The following is an 18,978-nucleotide window of genomic DNA, read 5'->3' as shown; positions in this document are numbered from 1 at the left end:
GACCGCCGGGATCGGCGCGCACAGCAGTCAGGCGCGCGGGCTCGTCCTGCGCACACCCCGGGCGGCCTCGGTCCTCAGGCCCCCAGCAGCTCGAGCGCGCGGCGCACGCCGGGCGCCCCGGCCCCGCGCAGGGCCTCGCGCGCCTCGTCGACCCCGACGCCGGCAAGCAGCATGACGAGCGCGACGTGGATCTCGCCGCCGGCCCGGTGCAGGGTCTGCTCGCACTCGTCGGTCTCGAGCCCCGTGGCCTGGACGAGCATGCGCACGATCCGGGCGCGGAGCTTCTGGTTGGTCGGGCGGACGTCGATCATGAGGTTCGAGTAGGTCTTGCCGAGCCGGATCATGGTCGCGGTCGAGAACGTGTTGAGCACGAGCTTCTGCGCCGTGGCGGCCTTCATGCGGGTCGAGCCCGTGACGACCTCGGGGCCCGTGTCGAGCAGGATCGCGACGTCGACGCGCGACGCGAGGCGCGCCTGCGGGTTGGCGCTCACGAGCACGGTCGCGGCGCCGCGCTCGCGGGCGACGTCGAACGCGCCGCCCACGTAGGGCGTGCGGCCGCTCGCCGCGAGACCCACGACCAGGTCGCCGGAGCGCACCTCGTCGGCGTCGGCGCGACCGAGCTCGACGTCGTCCTCGGCTCCCTCGACCGCGAGCATCATGGCGCCCGCGCCCCCGGCGAGGTGCGCCTCGAACCACTCCTCGCCCACGCCGTACGTGGGCAGCAGCTCGACCGCGTCGAGCACGCCGAGGCGGCCCGACGTGCCGGACCCGAAGTAGTGCACCTTGCCGCCTCCGCGCAGCGCGGCCACGGCGAGGTCGACGGCCGCGGTGATGCGGTCGGCCTCGGCACGCACGGCGTCCGCGACGCCCGCGTCCTCGTCCGTGATGCGTCGCACGACCTCGGCCGTGGGCAGCAGGTCGATGTCCGTGGTGCGCAGGTTGCGCTCCTCGGTCGGCGACGCGAGCCGGAGCACCTCCTGCCAGTCCTCGGCGGCGGAGGCGTGCCCGGCCGAGAGCTCCCCCTGGGTGGCGGGGCGGGTGTCGGTCATCGGTGCGTTCCCTTCGGCATCGGGGCGAGCCCGAACGGGGTGTTGGCCAGCACGAGCCGGCGGATGGGCCCGGTGAACGCGGGCCAGATCAACGGGGTGGGCGGGGTGAGCGAGCCGAGCACGGTCGCACGGCGCGCCCCGGTCGAGCGTCGACGCTGCTCGCCCTTGGCGGTCCCGGCGACCCCATGGGCCGACAGGAAGCCGAGGAGCGCGAACAGGTACGCCTCCTTGGCGTCGATCGGCATGCCGAGCTGGTCGGCCGTGAGGAGTTCGCACCCCTCGGGCAGGTAGGCGCGCAGCCGTGCGAGCAGGGTCGGGTTGTGCGCCCCACCGCCCGAGACGACGACGCGACGCACCTCGCGCTGCGGGTCAGCCTCGCCGAGGGCCGGGTCGCGCGGGGCGCCGTGCCCGGCAGCAGCCTGCGCGACCGAGAGCAGGCCCTCCGCGATGGTCACGGCGGTGAGCTCGGTGAGCGTCGCGACGAGGTCGGCCCCCGTGAGGTCGGGGCGGACTGCGGCGAGCTTGCGCGGCACGTAGGTCGCGTCGAACAGCTCGCGACCGGTCGACTTGGGTGCCTTGGCCGCGAAGTACGGGTCGTCGAGCAGCGCGCGCAGCGCGGCCTGGTCCACGGTCCCGGTCGCGCCCAGGGCGCCGTCCCGGTCGTACGGCTCTCCCGTGAGCTGGCGCATCGTGAGGTCGATGAGGCAGTTGCCGGGCCCGGTGTCCCACCCGGTCACGGGTGCCTCGACCTCGCCGACGAGCGTGACGTTCGCGATCCCGCCGATGTTGAGCGCCGCGCTGAGCCCGGCCGGCGCGCCGTCCGGGGACTGCGGGTCGCGCCCGAGCCAGAGCGCGTCGAGCACGCTCACGAGCGGTGCGCCCTGCCCGCCCGCGGCGATGTCCGCGACCCGGAAGTCGCTGATGACGGGGCGGCGGGTGCGCTCGGCGATCCAGGCGGCGTTGCCGAGCTGGAGGCTGCCGTGCGCACGGGCGCCCACGACCCAGTGGTAGAGCGTCTGCCCGTGCGACGCGACGAGGTCGACGTCCCCGCCCGCGACGTCGTCGATGGCCTGGCGTCCGGCGCGGCCGAACTCCTGCCCGATGAGCGTGTCGAGCTGCGTGACCTCGCCCATGTCGACGGGGGCCGGCGGCAGCGCCTTGAGGATGCGTTCGCGCAGCGCGGCGGGCCACTCGTACTCCGTGTGCCCCAGCGGGCGCATGCGCAGGACCCCGTCGGGGCCCAGGTGGAAGTCGGCGGCGGCCGCGTCGATCGCGTCGACCGACGTTCCGGAGGACAGGCCGAGGACGATCATCGGGGCACCTCCGCGGTGGTGGTGGTCAGCTGCCCGACGGCGGCGCGCGCGTTGGCACGCCCGGTGCCGCACGCGACGACCACGGTGGTCTCGTCCCCGAACCAGGCGGGGACGGCGTCGGGGAACCCGGTGTGCACCGCGACGAGCCCGGGGCGCGCGGCACGCAGGGCGTCGAGCATGGCGGCCTCGCGGCTGCCGGGGACGGGTTCGCGCGTGATCACGACGAGGGGGCGGACGGGGTCGCCGGCGGGCCGGGCCGTCGAGACCGCGGCGAGAGTCGCCTCCCACCCGGCCGGGTCGGAGAAGACGTGGACCTCGGTGCCGGGGAACGTCGCACGGAGCGCGTTCTGGACGTGCTGGGCGGTGCGCCCGGCCGCGTGGTCGAACCGCTGGCGCAGGTCGATCACGTCGGGTGCGGGGCCGGAGGGGTCGAGGCGTGCGAGAGGTCCGTGCGTCCGCACGGCCCGCTCGGCGGCCTCCTGCCCGACGGCGGCGAGCGCCTCGAGCGCGGCGGTCGCCTCGGTCGGACCGCACGTCGCGCCCGTGGACGCCTGGAGCTCGCGCACCCGGCGCACCGTGCGCGCCGTGCGGGCCGCGGACTCGAGCAGGCGCTCGACCGTGACCCGGCCCTGCTCGACGGCCGCGAGGAGCGCGCTCTGCGCCTGGCGGAACAGCTCCTCGTCGTCCCGGCCTACCGTCGTGCCGAGGCACAGCAGGTCGGCGCCTCCCTCGATCGCCTGGACGGCGACCTCGCCGATCCCGTCGGCTCCCTTGACGGCCCCCATGTCCAGGGCGTCGGTGATGATGGGCCCCTCGAAGCCCAGCTCGCGCGCCACGAGGGCGGCCGCGGGCTCGAGCGAGACGGGCCGCGGGCCGATCGCCGGGACCAGCAGGTGCGCGGTCATGATCGAGTCGATCGCGACGTCGGGCTCGAAGGCCCGGACGAACGGTGGCAGGTCGCGCTCGCGGATCGTCTCGAGCGGGTCGTCGACCACGGGCAGCGACAGGTGGGAGTCCACGTCGGTCGCGCCGTGACCCGGGAAGTGCTTGCCGCACGCCCCGACCCCGGCGCGGTGCAGGCCCTGCACGAACGCGGCCCCGTGCCGGGACACCAGGTCGGGCGTCGCACCGAACGCGCGCACGCCGACCACGGGGTTCTCGGTCCGGGAGTTGACGTCGAGCACGGGCGCGAGGTCGAGGTCCACGCCCGTCGCGGCGAGCAGGCGGCCGAGCGCGAGCCCGACCCGCTCGGTGAGGTCCACGTCGTCGATCACGCCGAGGGCCGCGGCCCCCGGGATGCTCGACCCCGTGGCGGCCTCGAGCCGGCTGACGTCCCCGCCCTCCTCGTCGATCGCGATCAGCAGGTCGGGCGCGGCCTCGTGGAGGCTCGCCGAGAGCCTGGCCGTCGTGGCGACGTCGGGCGTGTTGTACGCGAAGTAGATGACGCCCGCGAGACCCTCCTCGCAGGCCGAGAGCAGCCAGGCCGGGGCGTCCGTCCCCGTGAAACCGGGGAGCAGGACGCCGTTGACGGCGCGCAGCGCGTCGTGGTGCACGGTGGTCATCCCTTCACCGACCCAGCGGTCAGGCCGGAGGACAGGTTGCGCTGCACGAGGACGAAGAAGACGATCACGGGCAGCGTGATGAGGGTCGAGGCGGCCATGACCGCGCCCCAGTCGGTCGTGTTCTCGCCGAAGAACTTCTGCAGGCCGATCGGCACGGTGTACTTGGCCGACTGCTGCAGGAAGGTCAGGGCGAAGATGAACTCGTTCCAGGCGGTGATGAACGAGAAGACGCTCGTGGCGACGACGCCCGGAGCGACGAGCGGCAGCAGGATCTTCCAGAACATGCGACCCCACGAGGCGCCGTCGAGGTACGCGGCCTCCTCGAGCTCGACCGGGACGGCCGCGACGAACCCGCGCAGCATCCAGATCGCGAACGACAGCGAGAAGGCGATGTAGACGATCGTCAGACCCAGGAGCGAGTTGAGCATGCCGAGGGTGCGCATCTGGAGGAACAGCGGGATGACGAGGGCCTCGAGAGGCACCATCTGCACCATGAGGACGAGCACGAGGATCGACTTGCGGAAGCGGAACCTGAAGCGGCTCACGGCCACCGCGGCGAGCAGTGCGAGCACCGAGGAGAACACGACGGCGCCGATCGCCACGACGATCGAGTTGCGGAGGTACTGGCCGAACCCGCCGTCGTCGATCACGGTCACGAAGTTGTCCCACGTGACGCCCGCGGGCAGGATCCGTGCCCCGCGGGTCGCGGCCTCGGGGTCGATCGCCGAGGAGAACATCCAGTAGGCCGGGAACAGCGCGAAGACGAGCAGCGCGACGATGCCCACGACCTTGCCCGCGGTGGGCAGGGGGCGCTTGCGCGCCTTGGTCCGCAGGACCTGCGGGGCACGCTCGTCGGCCGTTCCACCCGCCGTGCGGTCTCCAGCGCGCGGGGTGCTGGACGGGGTACCGGTCAGGGCGCTCACAGCTCCTCCTCCTTGAACAGGGTGCGCATGTACACGACGGTGATCCCGAGCAGGATCAGGGTGAGCAGCACGGCGATCGCCGAGCCCATCCCGTACTTGCCCTGCGCGAAGGACTGGATGTACGACCACACGCCGAGGTTGAAGACCTCCTTGTTGCCGCCGTTGCCGCCCGGCATCAGGTAGATCTGCGTGAAGACCTTGAAGTCCCAGATGGTCGACAGGATCGTGACGACCGCGAAGACGGGGCGCAGGATGGGCGCGGTGATGGCCCAGAACCGGCGCCAGGGAGTGGCACCGTCCATCATCGCGGCCTCGTGCAGCTCCTTGGGGATCGTCAGCAGGCCCGCGAGGACCGTGATCGCGACGAACGGGAAGCCGTGGTGCACCACGTTGAGCGTCGCGATCGCGTAGAAGCTCAGGCGCTCGGTGAACCAGTTGGTGGTCGCCGGGTCGATCAGCCCGACCGAGTCGAGCACCGAGGAGACCAGACCGTTGAGCGGGTCGAAGATCCAGATCCACACGTAGGTGCCGGTGATCGCGGGCACGGCCCAGGCGACCATGATCGCGGTCGAGCAGATCGTGCGCCAGAACGTCCCGAGGTTGTTGAGGAACAGCGCGACGGCCGTGCCCAGGACGACCGTCAGCACGACGCACGCGACCGCGAACCCGATCGTGTTGGGCAGGACGACAGTCCACAGGAACGAGTCGCCGAAGATCGCGGCGTAGTTGTCGAACCCGATGTAGTTCGACTCTCCCGAGGCGATCTGACGCAGGCCGTAGTCCTGCAGCGAGATCATCACGACGCGGACCAGGGGCCACAGGAGCAGGATGCCGAGGACGGCGAGCGCGGGGGCCAGGAGCAGCCAGGGGCGCAGCGGGGACTTGTGGCCGAGCAGGCCGTGCATGCCGGAACGGCGGCGCGGGGTGGACGAGGGGGCCGGGGCCGGGGCCCGGCGCGTCAGCTGGTCGGCCGACGCGCCGGGAACCGAGTGCAGATCTGCCATGGGTTCGTCAGGACCCGAAGGTCTCGTTCATGTCGGCGGCCGCGGTGTCGGCGGCCTCCTGCACCGTGGCGCTGCCCGAGAGGATCGACTGCAGCATGGTCTCGAGCGTCTTCTTGCCCTGGATCTGGCCGTAGAGCGGCGTCACCGGGACCGAGGCGCCGGCCTCGACCATCTGCTGGGCGAACGGCGCGACGAGCGGGTCGTTCTCCTCGATGACCTTCTCGAGGAGCGAGGTCTGACCCGGGAAGTAGCCGGACTGGTTGCCCCACTCCTCGGCGAACTTGCCCGTGGTCATCATCTCGACGAACTCCCACGCGAGGTCCTGCTTCTCGCTGGCCGCGAAGACGCCCAGGTGCGACCCGCCGAGGAACGAGTCCGACAGCCCGTCGGTCTCGCCCGGGATCGGGAACGCGCCGATCTTGTCGGCCATGTCCGGGACGTCCGTGAGGATCTTGCCGGGGGTCCAGCTGCCGGAGATCATCATGCCGACGTTGCCCTGCTCGAAGTTGGAGAGGAGGTCGGTCTCCTTCCACGTCGTGGCCGCCGCGGTGGACAGCCCCGCCTCGGTCGCGAGACCGGTGTAGAACTCGAGGCCCTTCACGGAGTCCGCGGAGTTGATCTCGGACTTCCAGGTGTCACCGTCCTTGACGGCCAGGTCACCGCCTGCACCCCAGATGAAGGGCATGGCGCCGTACTGGCTGTCGCCCGCGATGGGGAAGGGGATGAGGCCGGGGTTCGCGGCCTTGAGCGTCTCGGCCGCGGTCTGCAGCTCGGCCCAGGTCGTCGGAACCTCGATACCGGCCGCCTCGAAGAGGTCCTTGCGGTAGATGACCGAGCGCACGCCCGCGTACCAGGGCATGCCGTACTGGGCGCCGTCGAGCGTGCCCGACTCGACGAGCCCGGGGACCAGGTCCTCCTCGAGGCCCGCGTCCTTGATCTTGTCCGAGAGGTCGGACAGTGCGCCGACGTCGGCGAACTCCCCGGTCCACGTGGTGCCGAGCTCGGCGACGTCCGGCGTGGTGTTGCCCGCGATGGAGGTCGTGAACTTGTCGTGGGCGCTGGCCCACGGCTGGAACTCGATCTGGAGGTCCGCGCCCGTCTCTTCCTTGAAGGCGGTGGTGACCTCGTCGAAGAAGGCGTCCCCGTCGGGGTTGGTGCCCTCCATGATCCAGACCGTGAGGGTCTCGCCGGAGTGGTCGGCGGCGGCTGCGTCCCCCGTGCTCTCGCCGCTGCTGCTGTCCCCGCCGCCACACGCGGTGAGGCCGAGCGCCAGGAGGAGTGTGCCCGTGACGGCCACCGTGCTGCGTCGCTGCATGCCGTGACTTCCTTTCTGGTCGGCTGCCGCGTCGCGGCCAGCCGTTCGTCCCTGCGGACCTGATCGTTCGCGGGGCACCGGATCCTCGGGCCCCTTCGACTCTGAAACAAACTTACATCAGGTTGGGTGTTCGTGAAGATTACCGCCACAACCGGGCAGAGGGAAGCCGGTCGCGAAGTTGTGACACGTTCTTAACCTGGACGTCGCACGGGGGCGCGCAAGGGCGCACGGCGCCCCGGTAGCCACGCGGGCGCGCAGTGCACGGGCTCGCGCTGCAGCGCACACACGACAGCCAGGACAGGCGGGAGCCGCCGGGCCGCCCGGCACGCCGTCGCCGCCGCCCAGCCCCTACCGCGTCACGGCACGCGCGCGGTCCACTCCGGGGTCCCGAACTTGGTGCGCACGAGCTCCTCGGCCTGCGCCCGCTCGTCGGGCGTGACGCCACCCTCGACCGTGCGGTACCGCGAGCGGAAGTGGGCCTTGAACGCCTCGATGACGTCCTCGCGCGCCATGCCGGTCTGCGACCGCAGGGGGTCGACGCGCTTGTTGGCGCTCTTGGTGCCCTTGTCGCTCATCTTCTCGCGGCCGATGCGCAGGACCTCGAGCATCTTGTCGGCGTCGATGTCGTAGGCCATGGTCACGTGGTGCAGCACCGCTCCCCCGCGCAGCCGCTTCTGCGCGGCCCCCGCGATCTTCCCGGCCGGCGACGCGATGTCGTTGAGCGGCTTGTAGGTCGCCTCGACACCGACGTCGGCGAGCGCCCCCAGCACCCAGTCGTCGAGGAACGCGTAGGACCGCTCGAAGCTCAGCCCCTCGACGAGCGAGGCGGGGACGGTGAGCGAGTAGGTGATGGTGTTGCCCGGCTCGACGAACATGGCCCCGCCGCCCGAGATGCGCCGGACCACGGCGATGCCGTGCTTGTCGGCCCCTGCGGGGTCGACCTCGTTCCGGAGCGACTGGAACGAGCCGATGATGACCGCCGGCGCGCCCCATTCCCAGATGCGCAGCGTGGGGCCGCGCCGCCCTGCGTCGAGCTCCTCGGTCAGCACCTGGTCGAGCGCGAGGTGCATCGCGGGCTGCTCGGGGCCCTCGTGGATGATCTCGAAGACGTGGTCGTCCCACCCGGTCGCATGGCCGAGCGCGCGGCGCACCGCGATCGCCACGGCCTCGGGAGAGAACCCGACCATGGTGATGTCGTCGGTCAGGACGGACTCGACGGCTCGGGTCAGGTCGGCGACGGTCGAGGTCTCGGGCAGTCCCGTCAGGGCCGCGTTGATGTCCTCGAGGGCGTCGTCGGGCTCGAGGAAGAAGTCGCCGCTCAGCGCGACGCGTGACAGCCTCCCGTCGTCCGTCTCGACGTCGACCGCCACGAGCTTGCCACCGGGAACCTTGTACTCGCCTCTCATGGTGACCACGGTACGTCGCGCGACGCACGCCCTGCCCCACCGCGGGCCCTCGCGACCACCCAGCACCCGTGACGTGAACCACAAGGAGTAGTAGCCTCCAAGCAGCACCGCACCGCGGGCCCGAGGCGCGCTCGGCACGGAGTTCCCCGACACCTGTGGAAGTTTTCTCCGCAGTCCCGTCCTGTTCTGAAATTTCATGCCAGAATGAGGCGTGACCTGGACGCCGGACGTCGACCCCGCCCGCACCGAGAGCCGCACGCACCCCCTCGCGGCGTCCTCGGGACCTCCGCGCTGGCTCGTCGCGATCGACGTGGGCGGCAGCGGCAGCAGGCTCGTCGCGACCACCGTGCCGTCCGGCGCCCGGCCGGACGCCGTCCACCCCGCGGTCTCCTCCGGCGACGCAGCGCACCGCACCGAGCTCACGGGGCGCAGCGTCGCGATCGGCCCGGACGGCAGCGACGTCGCCGACGTGGTGCGCGACCTGTGCGCGTCGTTCGTCGCGGCCACGACCGGGTCCCACGGCGCACCCCCGGTCGTCGCCGCGGCCGCGGTCGGCGCGACGGGCCTCGCCACGCTCGTCCCGGACCCCGCCACGGTGCACACCGCGCTCCGCACGACCCTCGCGGCGGACCGCACGGCCGTCGCGGCCGACGCCCTGACGGCCCACCTGGGCGCCCTGGGCGGGCGCGCGGGGGCCGTGGTCGCGGTCGGCACGGGTGCGATCGCGCTGGGCACCGACCTCCGCCACGTCTGGCGTCGCACCGACGGCTGGGGGCACCTCCTGGGCGACCTCGGGTCGGCCTCGTGGATCGGCGCCCACGGGCTGCGGGCCGCCCTCGCGGCCCACGACGGCCGCGCGACGGGTGGCTCGCGTCCGCTCCTCGCCGCGGCGCAGGCGCGGTTCGGCCCCGTCCCGACCTGGCCCGTCCAGCTCTACACACGCCCCGACCGAGCACAGGTGCTCGGTTCCTTCACGCCCGACGTCGCCGCTGCCGCCGCGGCGGGCGACCCCGCGAGCGTCCAGATCCTCACCGAGGCGGGCCGGCACCTGGCCGAGACGCTCGCGGCAGCGCTCGTCCCCGGCCTGCCGCCGCTCGCCGCGGCGACGGGCGGGGTCCTCGCAGCCGGCCCGTCCCTGACGGGCGCCCTCTCGCGCCGGTTCGCGGCCCTGCGCCCCGACGCCGAGCTCGTCCCGTCCGCGGGCACCCCGCTCGACGGCGCGCTCCACCTCGCCAGGCTGCTCACCGAGGGCACCGCGGCGGGCGGCGCGGCCGCTTCCACCGCACCCGCCGCTCCCCTCGTCGCCCACGCTCCGTGGCTGAGCCTCGGCGACGAACCCCCTGTTCCCGCACCGTCCACGACCACACCGATCACAGGAGATCCGACATGACAGGTGACGGACTCGTCCGCATCCGACAGGCGCTGCCGACGCTGCGCCCCGCCGAGGCCCGGATCGCCGAGGCGGTCCTCGCGGACCCGACCGCCGTCGTCGGGTCGACGATCAACGAGCTCGCCGCGCGCGCGGGCGCCTCGCAGGCGACCGTCGTGCGGTTCTGTCGGGCGATCGGCTACGCGGGCTACCCCGAGTTCCGGATCGACCTCGCCCAGGCGACGTCGCGTCGTGAGATGGAGATGGAGCGCTCGAACGTCGCGCACGGCGAGATCAACGAGACGGACACGGCCGAGGACGTCGTCGCGAAGATCGCGTTCCATGAGGCCCGGACCATCGAGGAGACCGCGCGCATGCTCGACCTCGCGGCGCTCGAGCAGGTCGCCGCGGCCGTCGCGGCGGCGCCGCGGGTCGACGTGTTCGGCGTCGGGTCGAGCGGGCTGACGGGGCAGGACCTCGCGCAGAAGCTCCAGCGCATCGGGCTCGTGTGCTTCGCGTCCCCCGACCCGCACCTCCAGCTCCAGTCGGCCGCGCTGCTCGGCCCGGGCGCGGTCGCGATCGGGATCTCGCACAGCGGGCAGACGGTCGAGACCAACCACGCGCTCGGCATCGCGCACCGGCGCGGGGCGACGAGCGTGGCGATCACCAACTTCCCCGAGTCGCCCCTCGCGCAGGAGGCCGACGTCGTGCTGGGCACCACCGCACGCGAGACGCAGTTCCGCTCGGGCGCGCTGTCGAGCCGCATCGCTCAGCTCGCGGTCGTCGACTTCCTCTTCGTCCGCGTCGCCCAGCGCCTGTACGACCAGACGAGCGCCAACCTCAAGGCCACCTACGACGCGGTCCAGCCCCACCGGCTGGACGGAGAGCGCAAGGCACGAGCATGACGACCGTCTCCGCCGCCACGACGCGGGCTCTCGAGATCCGCACGGACCTGCTGACGCGTGTCGCCCAGGCCCACGACGCGTCGCACTACCTGCTGCGCCCCGAGGCGGTCGCGCGCGCGCAGGACGTGCCCGACGTCGTCGCCGCCTTCGCCGAGGCCCGTCGCCGCGGGCTCCCGGTCACGTTCCGCTCGGGCGGGACGAGCCTGTCGGGCCAGGCGTCGGGCGCGGGCCTGCTCGTCGACACGCGCACACGCTTCACGCGCGTCGAGGTGCTCGACGACGGCGCACGCGTGCGCTGCCAGCCGGGCGTGACGCTGCGCTCGGTCAACGGGCGGCTCCTGCGCCACGGGCGACGCCTGGGCCCCGACCCCGCAAGCGAGATCGCGTGCACGATCGGTGGCGTCGTCGCGAACAACTCCTCGGGCATGGCGTGCGGCACGGTCGACACCGCGTACCGCACGATCGAGTCGATGACGCTCGTCCTGCCGAGCGGCACCGTGCTCGACACGGGTGCGCCGGACGCCGACGAGCGGCTGCGTGCGCTCGAGCCCGCGCTGCACCGCGGCCTGGCCGGGCTCCGCGACCGGGTCCGGGCGAGCGCGGCCATGCGCGCGACCATCGCGCACCAGTACTCGATGAAGAACACCATGGGCTACGGCGTCAACGCCTTCGTGGACCACGAGTCGCCCGTCAAGATCCTCGAGCACCTGGTGGTGGGGTCCGAGGGGACGCTGGCCTTCGTGGCCGACGTGACGTTCCGGACCGTGCCCCTGCTCCCCGCGGCCTCGACCACGCTCCTGGTCTTCGACGCGCTCGAGCAGGCGACCGAGGCGCTCACGACCGTCACGGACTCGGGCGCGCGGGCGATCGAGCTGCTCGACGCCGCGTCGTTGCGCGTCGCGGCGGCCGACCCGCTCGCCGACGCGTCCATGCGGGCCTTCGCGACCGCGACGACCCAGACGGCGCTGCTCGTCGAGTACCAGGCCACGAGCGCCGCGGGGCTCGAGCCGTTCGAGGAGGCCGCTCGGGCCGTCGTCGGCTCGCTCGACCTCGCGACGCCCGCCGGGCTGACGCGCGACCCCGCTGCCCGCGGACGGCTGTGGCGCGTCCGCAAGGGCCTGTACACCGCGGTCGCGGGAGCCCGCGCCCCGGGCAGCACTGCCCTGCTCGAGGACCTGGTCGTGCCGGTCCCCGACCTCACCGCGACGGTCCGCGACCTGGGCGGGCTCTTCGCGCAGCACGGCTACGACGACGCCGTGACGTTCGGGCACGCCAAGGACGGCAACCTGCACTTCATGATCACCCCGCGCCTGTCCGACGACGGCGAGCTCGACCGCTTCGCGGCCTTCACCGAGGACATGGTGGGCCTGGTGCTCGGCCGTGGCGGCTCGCTCAAGGCCGAGCACGGCACGGGCCGCATCATGGCGCCGTTCGTCCGGCGGCAGTTCGGCGACGACCTGTACGCCGTGATGCGCGAGGTCAAGGCCCTGTGCGACCCCGAGGGCATCCTGAACCCCGGCGTGCTCCTTACCGACGACGACGAGGCGCACCTGCAGCACCTCAAGCTCGTGCCGCCCGTGGGGACGGCCGCGGCGGGAGACCTCGCGGCCGTCGTGGACCGGTGCGTCGAGTGCGGGTACTGCGAGCCCGCGTGCCCGTCGCGGACCGTCACGACGACCCCCCGGCAGCGCATCGCTCTCCTGCGCGAGATGGTCACGGCCGCCCCGGGCGAGCTCCGCGAGCTCGAGCGCGCGTACGAGTACTCCGCGGTCGACACGTGCGCGGTCGACTCGCTGTGCGTGACCGCGTGCCCGGTCGGGATCGACACGGGCAAGGTCATGAAGGTCCGGCGCGCGCAGCGCCACGGGGTCGTGGTCCAGCGCGCCGGGCGCGTGGCCGCCGACCACTGGGGTGGCGCGGTCACAGGCCTGCGCGGAGCGCTCGGCGTGGTCGACCTGGTGCCCACGCCCCTGGTCACGGCCGCGTCGAAGGTGGGGCGCGCGGTGCTGGGCGACGACGTCGTGCCGCTCGTGGGTCCCGACCTGCCGGGCCCGGGGCCACGCCGGGTCTCCCCCGGCGACCGTCCGGCGCACGGACCGGCGAGCGTCGGCGTCGAGGCAGCTGCCGGTGCGAGCGTCGTCTTCTTCCAGTCGTGCATGGGCTCGCTCTTCTCGCCCGCGGAGGCCTCGCCCAGCCCGGGCGGCGTCGGGCCGGCGTTCCTCGCGCTGTGCGAGCGCGCCGGGATCTCGGTCGCGATCCCCGAGGGCGTCGGGGGCCTGTGCTGCGGCACGCCCTGGGTCTCCAAGGGCCTGACCGACGGGGCCACGGCGATGGCCGAGCGGACCTTCGACGCGCTCTGGGAGGCCACGGACGGTGGCCGCCTGCCCGTCGTCTCGGACGCGTCGAGCTGCACGCACGGCCTCGAGGGGGTCGGCTCGCACCTCGTGGGCGAGGCGCGCGAACGGTTCGAGCGGCTGCGCGTGCTGGACGCCGTGACGTTCGTGCGGCACGACGTGCTGCCCGCGCTCGAGGCGACCGGGCTCGACCCTCGGACGACGGGCAGCACGCTGGCCTCGCTCGTGCTGCACCCCACGTGCTCGTCGATCCACCTGGGGGTCGTCGGCGACCTCGAGGCCGTCGCGCGCGCGGTGGCCGACGACGTCGTGCTCCCGCTCGACGCGGGGTGCTGCGGCTTCGCGGGCGACCGCGGGATGCTCCACCCCGAGCTGACGGCCGCGGCGACGCGTGCCGAGGCCACCGAGGTCGCGGCCCACGCTCGCGAGCACGGCCGTGCGGACGCGTACGCGTCGAGCAACCGGACGTGCGAGATGGGTCTGAGCCGGGCGACGGGCGAGGACTACGTGCACGTCGTCGAGCTGCTCGAGGCCGCGACCCGCGCCTGACCGGTCGCACCCCGACGTGTCAGAGGGAGCGCGACCCGGAGGTCACGCTCCCTCTGACACGTGATCGCGTACGCCCGGAGTCAGGGCGCAGGCTGCTGGTTCAGCGCGGCTGCACGTCCGCGTGGATCAGCCCGTAGATCGCGGAGTCCGTCAGCGCCTCCCAGGCCGCCTCGATGAGGTTCGGTCCGACGCCCACCGTCGACCAGGAGGTCGCCCCGTCGGTCATCTCGATGAGGACGCGCGTGATGGCGTCCGTGCCCTGCTCGGTGTCGAGGATGCGGACCTTGAAGTCGATCAGCTCGAACGCCTCGATCTCCGGGTACACGCGTCGCAGGGCGAGCCGTAGCGCGTGGTCGAGCGCGTTCACGGGTCCGTTGCCTTCGCCCGTCTTGACGATGCGCTTGCCGCCGGCATGCAGCTTGACGGTCGCCTCCGCCGTCGCCTCGGTGCCGCGCCCCCCGGCCCGCTCGACGATCGTGCGCCAGCTCTCGACCCGGAAGAACTGAGGCCGCTCGCCCGCGATCTCCTCGCGCAGGAGCAGCTCGAACGAGGCGTCAGCCGCGTCGTACGTGTACCCGCGGGCCTCCGCCTCCTTGACCCGGTGCGTCACGCGCGAGAGGACGTCGCCCTGGTCCGACAGGTCGAAGCCCATCTCACGGCCCTTGAGCTCGATCGAGGCGCGGCCCGCCATGTCCGAGATGAGCATGCGCATGTCGTTCCCGACGAGCGTGGGCTCGATGTGCTGGTAGAGGTCCGGGTCGACCTTGATCGCCGAGGCGTGCAGCCCGGCCTTGTGGGCGAACGCGCTCGCCCCGACGTACGGCTGGCGCGCGTACGGGGAGATGTTGGTGATCTCGCTGATCGCGTGCGCGATGCGCGTGGTCTCCTGCAGGCCGCCGTCGACGAGCAGCGTGCGCCCGTGCTTGAGCTCGAGGTTCGCGACGACCGTGATGAGGTCCGCGTTCCCGGTGCGCTCGCCGTAGCCGTTGACCGTCCCCTGGACGTGCGCGGCGCCCGCGGCCACGGCCGCGAGCGAGTTCGCGACCGCGCAGCCCGAGTCGTTGTGCGCGTGCATGCCGAGGAGGGCGTCGCCGGCCTGGGCGAAGAGCCCGTCCGGGATCCCGACGGCGTCGCGCAGCTCCGTGACGATCTCGCCGACCCACTCGGGCAGCATGCCGCCGTTGGTGTCGCACAGCGCCACGACCTCCGCACCGGCCGCGAACGCCGCCTCGACCGCAGCGCGCGAGTAGGCCGGGTCGAACCGGTAGCCGTCGAAGAAGTGCTCGGCGTCCAGGACCACGCGGCGCCCCTCGGCCACGAGGAACGCGACCGTGTCGGTGATCATGGCGAGGTTCTCGGCGCCCGTGGTCCGCAGCGCCCGCTCGGCGTGGCGGATGTCGGACTTCGCGACGAGCGTCACGACGGGCGCCTGCGACGCGACGAGGGCGAGGACCTGCTGGTCGTCCGCGGCCTTGATCCCGGCCTTGCGCGTGGCGCCGAAGGCGGCCAGGACAGCGTTCTTGAGCGTGAGCTCCTTGGCCGCGCGCGAGAAGAAGTCGGTGTCCTTGGGGATGGCCCCGGGCCAGCCGCCCTCGATGAACCCCACGCCCAGCTCGTCGAGCAGGGGGGCGATCGCCAGCTTGTCGGCGACCGAGAGGTTCATGCCCTCCTGCTGCGCACCGTCGCGCAGGGTCGTGTCGTAGACGTGGAAGGTCGAGGATGCGCTCGCTGTGGCAGGAGCTACGGGGTTCACCTGGGAAGTCATCGTGCCGCTCTCTGGGGAGAATCTCGGGGTCCAGCGGTGCCGCCTGGGCGAGACCACTCTAGGTGGATCAGGGCGGGACGCTTCCGCGCGCCACCGGTTCCTCCTCGTTCCCACGCGCCGGGCGGTCGCTCTCGTGAAGCTCGTGCCCGGCGCTTCGAAGCCCGACGGGGGTGGTGTCAGGCAACAAAAAAACCCCCCGAGGGTGCGGGAGGTTTGCGCGTCCGGTGTGATGTCCGGGCGCGCTACTCGATAATGAGGTGGGAGACGAGGTGTGTCACAGAACACATGCTGCCACAGCAGCCGCGAGGATGGAACGGTGTCCACGGACTGAGCACCCCGACCAGTGAGCGCCCGGAACGGCAGCCTGCAACGACAGGAGACGCATCATGAGCGACCCGAACTTCCCGCCCCGCCCGAACGTCCCGCAGCCCGGCCATCCCCAGGGCGTGCCGCCGGCGATCCCGCCCGTGGTGCCGCCCGACCCGCGCGCCGACTACCCTGCGCCGCACGAGCCGGTCAACCCGGCCGACCCGCGCCTCGCGGTCGAGGTGGGCCGCTTCTGGGCCGGGGCAGCCGCCACGGCCCTGGTCGCCGCGCTCATCGGCCTCGTGGCGGTCATCATCCTCGAGCGCATCTTCTCGTTCACGCTCGTGCCGCCGCCGGACATCTTCACGACCGGCTCGCACCAGGCGGCCTTCGCGATCGACGGAGCGATCCTGGCCCTGCTCGCGGCGGGCCTGCTGCACCTGCTGATCCTCACGACGCCCCGGCCGCGGGCGTTCTTCGGCTGGATCATGGCCCTCGTGATCGTCGTCATCACGGCGCTGCCGTTCGCCTGGACGTCGGACGCGACGTCGGCCGCGCTGTCCGGGCTCGTGAACCTGCTGATCGGGGTCGCTGTCTGGTCGCTGCTCGCGGGGGTCGCGGGCAGGACGATCGTGCGCCGGGCGCTCTGAGCCCCCGATACGCCGCGTGCGGGGCAGCTCTCGCCGACCGGCGAGAGCTGCCCCGCACGCGGCGGGACGTCGGCGACGGACCTCAGGCCAGGCGCGTCATCCAGCCGTGGCGGTCGGCCGCACGGCCGTTCTGGATGTCCGTGAGCTCGCCACGGATCGCGAGCGTGAGCTCGCCCGCGCCGCCGTCGGCGATCGTGTGGTCGAAGTTCGACCCGCCCAGGCGACCGATCGGGGTGACGACCGCCGCGGTGCCGCACGCGAACACCTCGGTCACAGCCCCCGACCGGATGTCGGCGAGGAGCTCCTCGAGCGGGATGCGACGCTCGTTCACGTCGTGCCCGCGGTCGGTGAGGAGCTGGATGATCGACGAGCGCGTCACGCCCTCGAGGATCGAGCCCGTGAGCTCGGGCGTCTCGACCGAGCCGTCCGCCTTGACGACGAACACGTTCATGCCGCCGAGCTCCTCGAGGAAGGTGTTCGTCGACGAGTCGAGGAAGCAGACCTGCTCGAAGCCCTTCTCCTGGGCGAGCGTCTGCGGCAGGAGGCTCGAGGCGTAGTTGCCGCCGCACTTGGCGTCCCCCGTGCCTCCCGCGCCGGCGCGGCTGTACTCGCGGTCGACCCAGATCGAGACGGGCTTGACACCCCCCGAGAAGTACGGGCCCACGGGCGAGGCGATCACGAGGTACTCGGCCTCGAGCGAGGCGCGCACGCCCAGGAACGACTCCGAGGCGTACATGAACGGACGCAGGTAGAGGCTCGCCTCCTCGCCGTCCGGGACCCATTCGATGTCGGTGCGCACGAGCGCGGTGATCGAGCCGATGAAGTCGTCGACCGAGAGCGCGGGGAGCGCGAGACGGTGGGCCGAGCGGGCGAAGCGGGCTGCGTTGGCCTCGGGACGGAAGGTCCACACGGACCCGTCCTGGTGCCGGTACGCCTTGAGACCCTCGAAGATCTCCTGGGCGTAATGCAGGACCGCGGTGGCAGGGTCGAGCTGGAGCGGACCGTACTTCTCGATGCGGCGGTCGATCCAGCCGTCGGTCGCGTTCCAGCTGATCCGGGCCATGTGGTCCGAGAACACGGTGCCGAACTTCGGGGCGGCGATCGCTGCGGCCCTCGCCTCGGGAGAGGTGGGGGTGTCCGAGGGGCGGATGTCGAAGAGCGCGACGAGGTCCTCGGCCGAGGAAGCGGGCTGCGCTGTGAGGGGGGAAGTCATGTCATGGGCCTTTCACCTGGCGACCCGGGTGGGTTCCTCGCCTAGTTTTCCATGACGGAGCGCCTCGTGGCGCCCGCAGGGCGGGCGAGAACTCCCGGGTCTTCGAAGAGGACGTGGGAGCGGTGAGGACGGCAGAGGGTGTGCGCCGCCGCCCGACCCCCACATGGGGGACGAACGGCGGCGCGACGGCGTGTCGGGGACCGATCAGCCGGCGACGCGGGCAGCGAGCTCGCGCCCCACCTCGGCCGTCGACCGTACTCGGCTCCCCCGCTCGGCGAGGTCCGCGGCGACCGCGGCCTCGACGCGCTGCGACTGCTCGGTCAGGCCGAGGTGGTCGAGCAGCATCGCGACGGACAGGACCGTGGCGGTGGGGTCCGCCTTGCCCTGGCCCGCGATGTCGGGGGCCGAGCCGTGCACCGGCTCGAACATGGAGGGGGCCGTGCGGTCCGGGTTGATGTTGGCCGAGGCTGCGAGGCCGATGCCGCCGGTGATCGCGGCGGCCTGGTCCGTCAGGATGTCGCCGAACAGGTTGTCGGTGACGATGACGTCGAATCGCGACGGGTTCGTCGTGAGGAAGATCGTGGCGGCGTCCACGTGCAGGTAGTCCGTGGTGACGTCCGGGAACTCGGCGTTGACGGCCTCGACCGTGCGACGCCACAGGTGACCGGCGTGGACCAGGACGTTGTGCTTGTGCACGAGCGTCAGGTGCTTGCGGGGGCGTGCCTGGGCGCGGGCGAAAGCGTCGCGCACGACGCGCTCGACGCCGAACGCAGTGTTCACGGAGACCTCGGTCGCGATCTCGTGCGGCGTGCCGACGCGCAGTGCGCCGCCGTTGCCGACGTACGGGCCCTCGGTGCCCTCGCGGACGACGACGAAGTCGATCTCGCCCGGGTCCGCCAGCGGGGACTTCACACCGGGGTACAGCTTGCCCGGGCGGAGGTTGACGTAGTGGTCCAGCGCGAAGCGCAGCTTGAGCAGCAGGCCGCGCTCGAGGACGCCCGACGGCACCGTGGGGTCGCCGATCGCGCCCAGGAGGATCGCGTCGTGGGTGCGGATCGCCGCGAGGTCCTCGTCGGTGAGGGTCTCGCCGGTCGCGTGCCAGCGGCGCGCACCCAGGTCGAAGGGGGTCGTGGAGACCTTGACGTCGGAGCCCGTGAGAGCCGCCTCGAGGACCGCGAGGCCCTGCTCGACGACCTCGATGCCGATGCCGTCTCCGGCCACCACTGCCAGTTCGATGTTGCGCGTCATGCGATGAACGCTACGCCCGGGCGCCAGTCCTCGGGACGCCCATCTCA

General features: G+C 72.6%; 14 protein-coding genes. 4 read left to right on the top strand and 10 right to left on the bottom strand.

The window, feature by feature from the left end; all coding sequences use genetic code 11:
* Positions 1 to 74: 74 nt before the first annotated feature.
* From ASE27_RS19225 to ASE27_RS19195, 7 genes are all read right to left on the bottom strand, one after another.
* Complete coding sequence (locus ASE27_RS19225; protein WP_082609154.1) at positions 75 to 1,049, bottom strand: N-acetylmuramic acid 6-phosphate etherase; 975 nt, start codon at positions 1,047 to 1,049, stop codon at positions 75 to 77.
* Positions 1,046 to 2,362, bottom strand: a complete 1,317-nt coding sequence (locus ASE27_RS19220; RefSeq protein WP_056654498.1) for an anhydro-N-acetylmuramic acid kinase — start codon at positions 2,360 to 2,362, stop codon at positions 1,046 to 1,048. Before ASE27_RS19220 ends, ASE27_RS19225 begins: the two co-directional genes overlap by 4 nt.
* Entirely contained in the window at positions 2,359 to 3,924 is a 1,566-nt protein-coding gene (locus tag ASE27_RS19215; RefSeq protein ID WP_056654496.1) for a glycoside hydrolase family 3 N-terminal domain-containing protein, read from the bottom strand. Before ASE27_RS19215 ends, ASE27_RS19220 begins: the two co-directional genes overlap by 4 nt.
* A complete protein-coding gene (locus ASE27_RS19210) occupies positions 3,921 to 4,757 on the bottom strand; it encodes a carbohydrate ABC transporter permease (protein ID WP_369819027.1) in 837 nt (278 codons plus the stop codon). Before ASE27_RS19210 ends, ASE27_RS19215 begins: the two co-directional genes overlap by 4 nt.
* An 86-nt stretch (positions 4,758 to 4,843) precedes the next feature.
* Complete coding sequence (locus ASE27_RS19205) at positions 4,844 to 5,851, bottom strand: carbohydrate ABC transporter permease (RefSeq protein ID WP_056654494.1); 1,008 nt, start codon at positions 5,849 to 5,851, stop codon at positions 4,844 to 4,846.
* A gap of 7 nt (positions 5,852 to 5,858) precedes the next feature.
* The gene (locus tag ASE27_RS19200; protein ID WP_056654492.1) at positions 5,859 to 7,166 is read right to left on the bottom strand and encodes a sugar ABC transporter substrate-binding protein; all 1,308 of its coding nucleotides are present in this window, start codon (positions 7,164 to 7,166) and stop codon (positions 5,859 to 5,861) included.
* Between the two features lie 356 nt (positions 7,167 to 7,522).
* Positions 7,523 to 8,572, bottom strand: a complete 1,050-nt coding sequence (locus tag ASE27_RS19195; RefSeq protein WP_056654588.1) for a biotin/lipoate A/B protein ligase family protein — start codon at positions 8,570 to 8,572, stop codon at positions 7,523 to 7,525.
* A gap of 211 nt (positions 8,573 to 8,783) precedes the next feature.
* Between ASE27_RS19195 and ASE27_RS19190 the strand changes: the two genes are divergently transcribed.
* Genes ASE27_RS19190 through ASE27_RS19180 form a run of 3 tightly spaced genes read left to right on the top strand, consistent with a single transcriptional unit; the run spans position 8,784 to position 13,749 of the window.
* Positions 8,784 to 9,962: an N-acetylglucosamine kinase gene (locus ASE27_RS19190; RefSeq protein ID WP_056654489.1), complete on the top strand. Its 1,179-nt coding sequence runs from the start codon at positions 8,784 to 8,786 to the stop codon at positions 9,960 to 9,962.
* On the top strand, positions 9,959 to 10,846 hold the full coding sequence (locus ASE27_RS19185; protein WP_056654487.1) for a MurR/RpiR family transcriptional regulator: 888 nt from the start codon (positions 9,959 to 9,961) through the stop codon (positions 10,844 to 10,846). Before ASE27_RS19190 ends, ASE27_RS19185 begins: the two co-directional genes overlap by 4 nt.
* Complete coding sequence (locus ASE27_RS19180) at positions 10,843 to 13,749, top strand: FAD-binding and (Fe-S)-binding domain-containing protein (RefSeq protein ID WP_056654486.1); 2,907 nt, start codon at positions 10,843 to 10,845, stop codon at positions 13,747 to 13,749. Before ASE27_RS19185 ends, ASE27_RS19180 begins: the two co-directional genes overlap by 4 nt.
* Positions 13,750 to 13,849: 100 nt before the next feature.
* On the opposite strand, the gene cimA is transcribed toward ASE27_RS19180, so the two are convergent.
* On the bottom strand, positions 13,850 to 15,514 hold the full coding sequence (gene cimA, locus ASE27_RS19175) for a citramalate synthase (protein WP_056654484.1): 1,665 nt from the start codon (positions 15,512 to 15,514) through the stop codon (positions 13,850 to 13,852).
* A 386-nt stretch (positions 15,515 to 15,900) separates the two neighbouring features.
* Here cimA and ASE27_RS19170 point away from each other — a divergent pair, with 386 nt between their 5' ends.
* Positions 15,901 to 16,470: a hypothetical protein gene (locus tag ASE27_RS19170; protein WP_056654483.1), complete on the top strand. Its 570-nt coding sequence runs from the start codon at positions 15,901 to 15,903 to the stop codon at positions 16,468 to 16,470.
* Between the two features lie 82 nt (positions 16,471 to 16,552).
* On the opposite strand, the gene ASE27_RS19165 is transcribed toward ASE27_RS19170, so the two are convergent.
* Together ASE27_RS19165 and ASE27_RS19160 are read right to left on the bottom strand one after the other, a co-directional pair.
* Positions 16,553 to 17,683 carry a branched-chain amino acid aminotransferase gene (locus ASE27_RS19165; protein WP_056654480.1) on the bottom strand — a complete coding sequence of 377 codons (1,131 nt, stop codon included), beginning with the start codon at positions 17,681 to 17,683 and terminating at the stop codon, positions 16,553 to 16,555.
* Positions 17,684 to 17,887: 204 nt separating this feature from the next.
* Positions 17,888 to 18,931, bottom strand: coding sequence for a 3-isopropylmalate dehydrogenase (locus ASE27_RS19160; RefSeq protein WP_056654478.1), 1,044 nt, complete (start codon positions 18,929 to 18,931; stop codon positions 17,888 to 17,890).
* Between the last annotated feature and the right edge of the window lie 47 nt (positions 18,932 to 18,978).

The organism is Oerskovia sp. Root918 (assembly GCF_001428945.1).
Classification (GTDB): domain Bacteria; phylum Actinomycetota; class Actinomycetes; order Actinomycetales; family Cellulomonadaceae; genus Oerskovia; species Oerskovia enterophila.
Note: the sequence above shows the minus strand (reverse complement) of the source record. Positions and strands in the feature narration are given on the sequence as shown.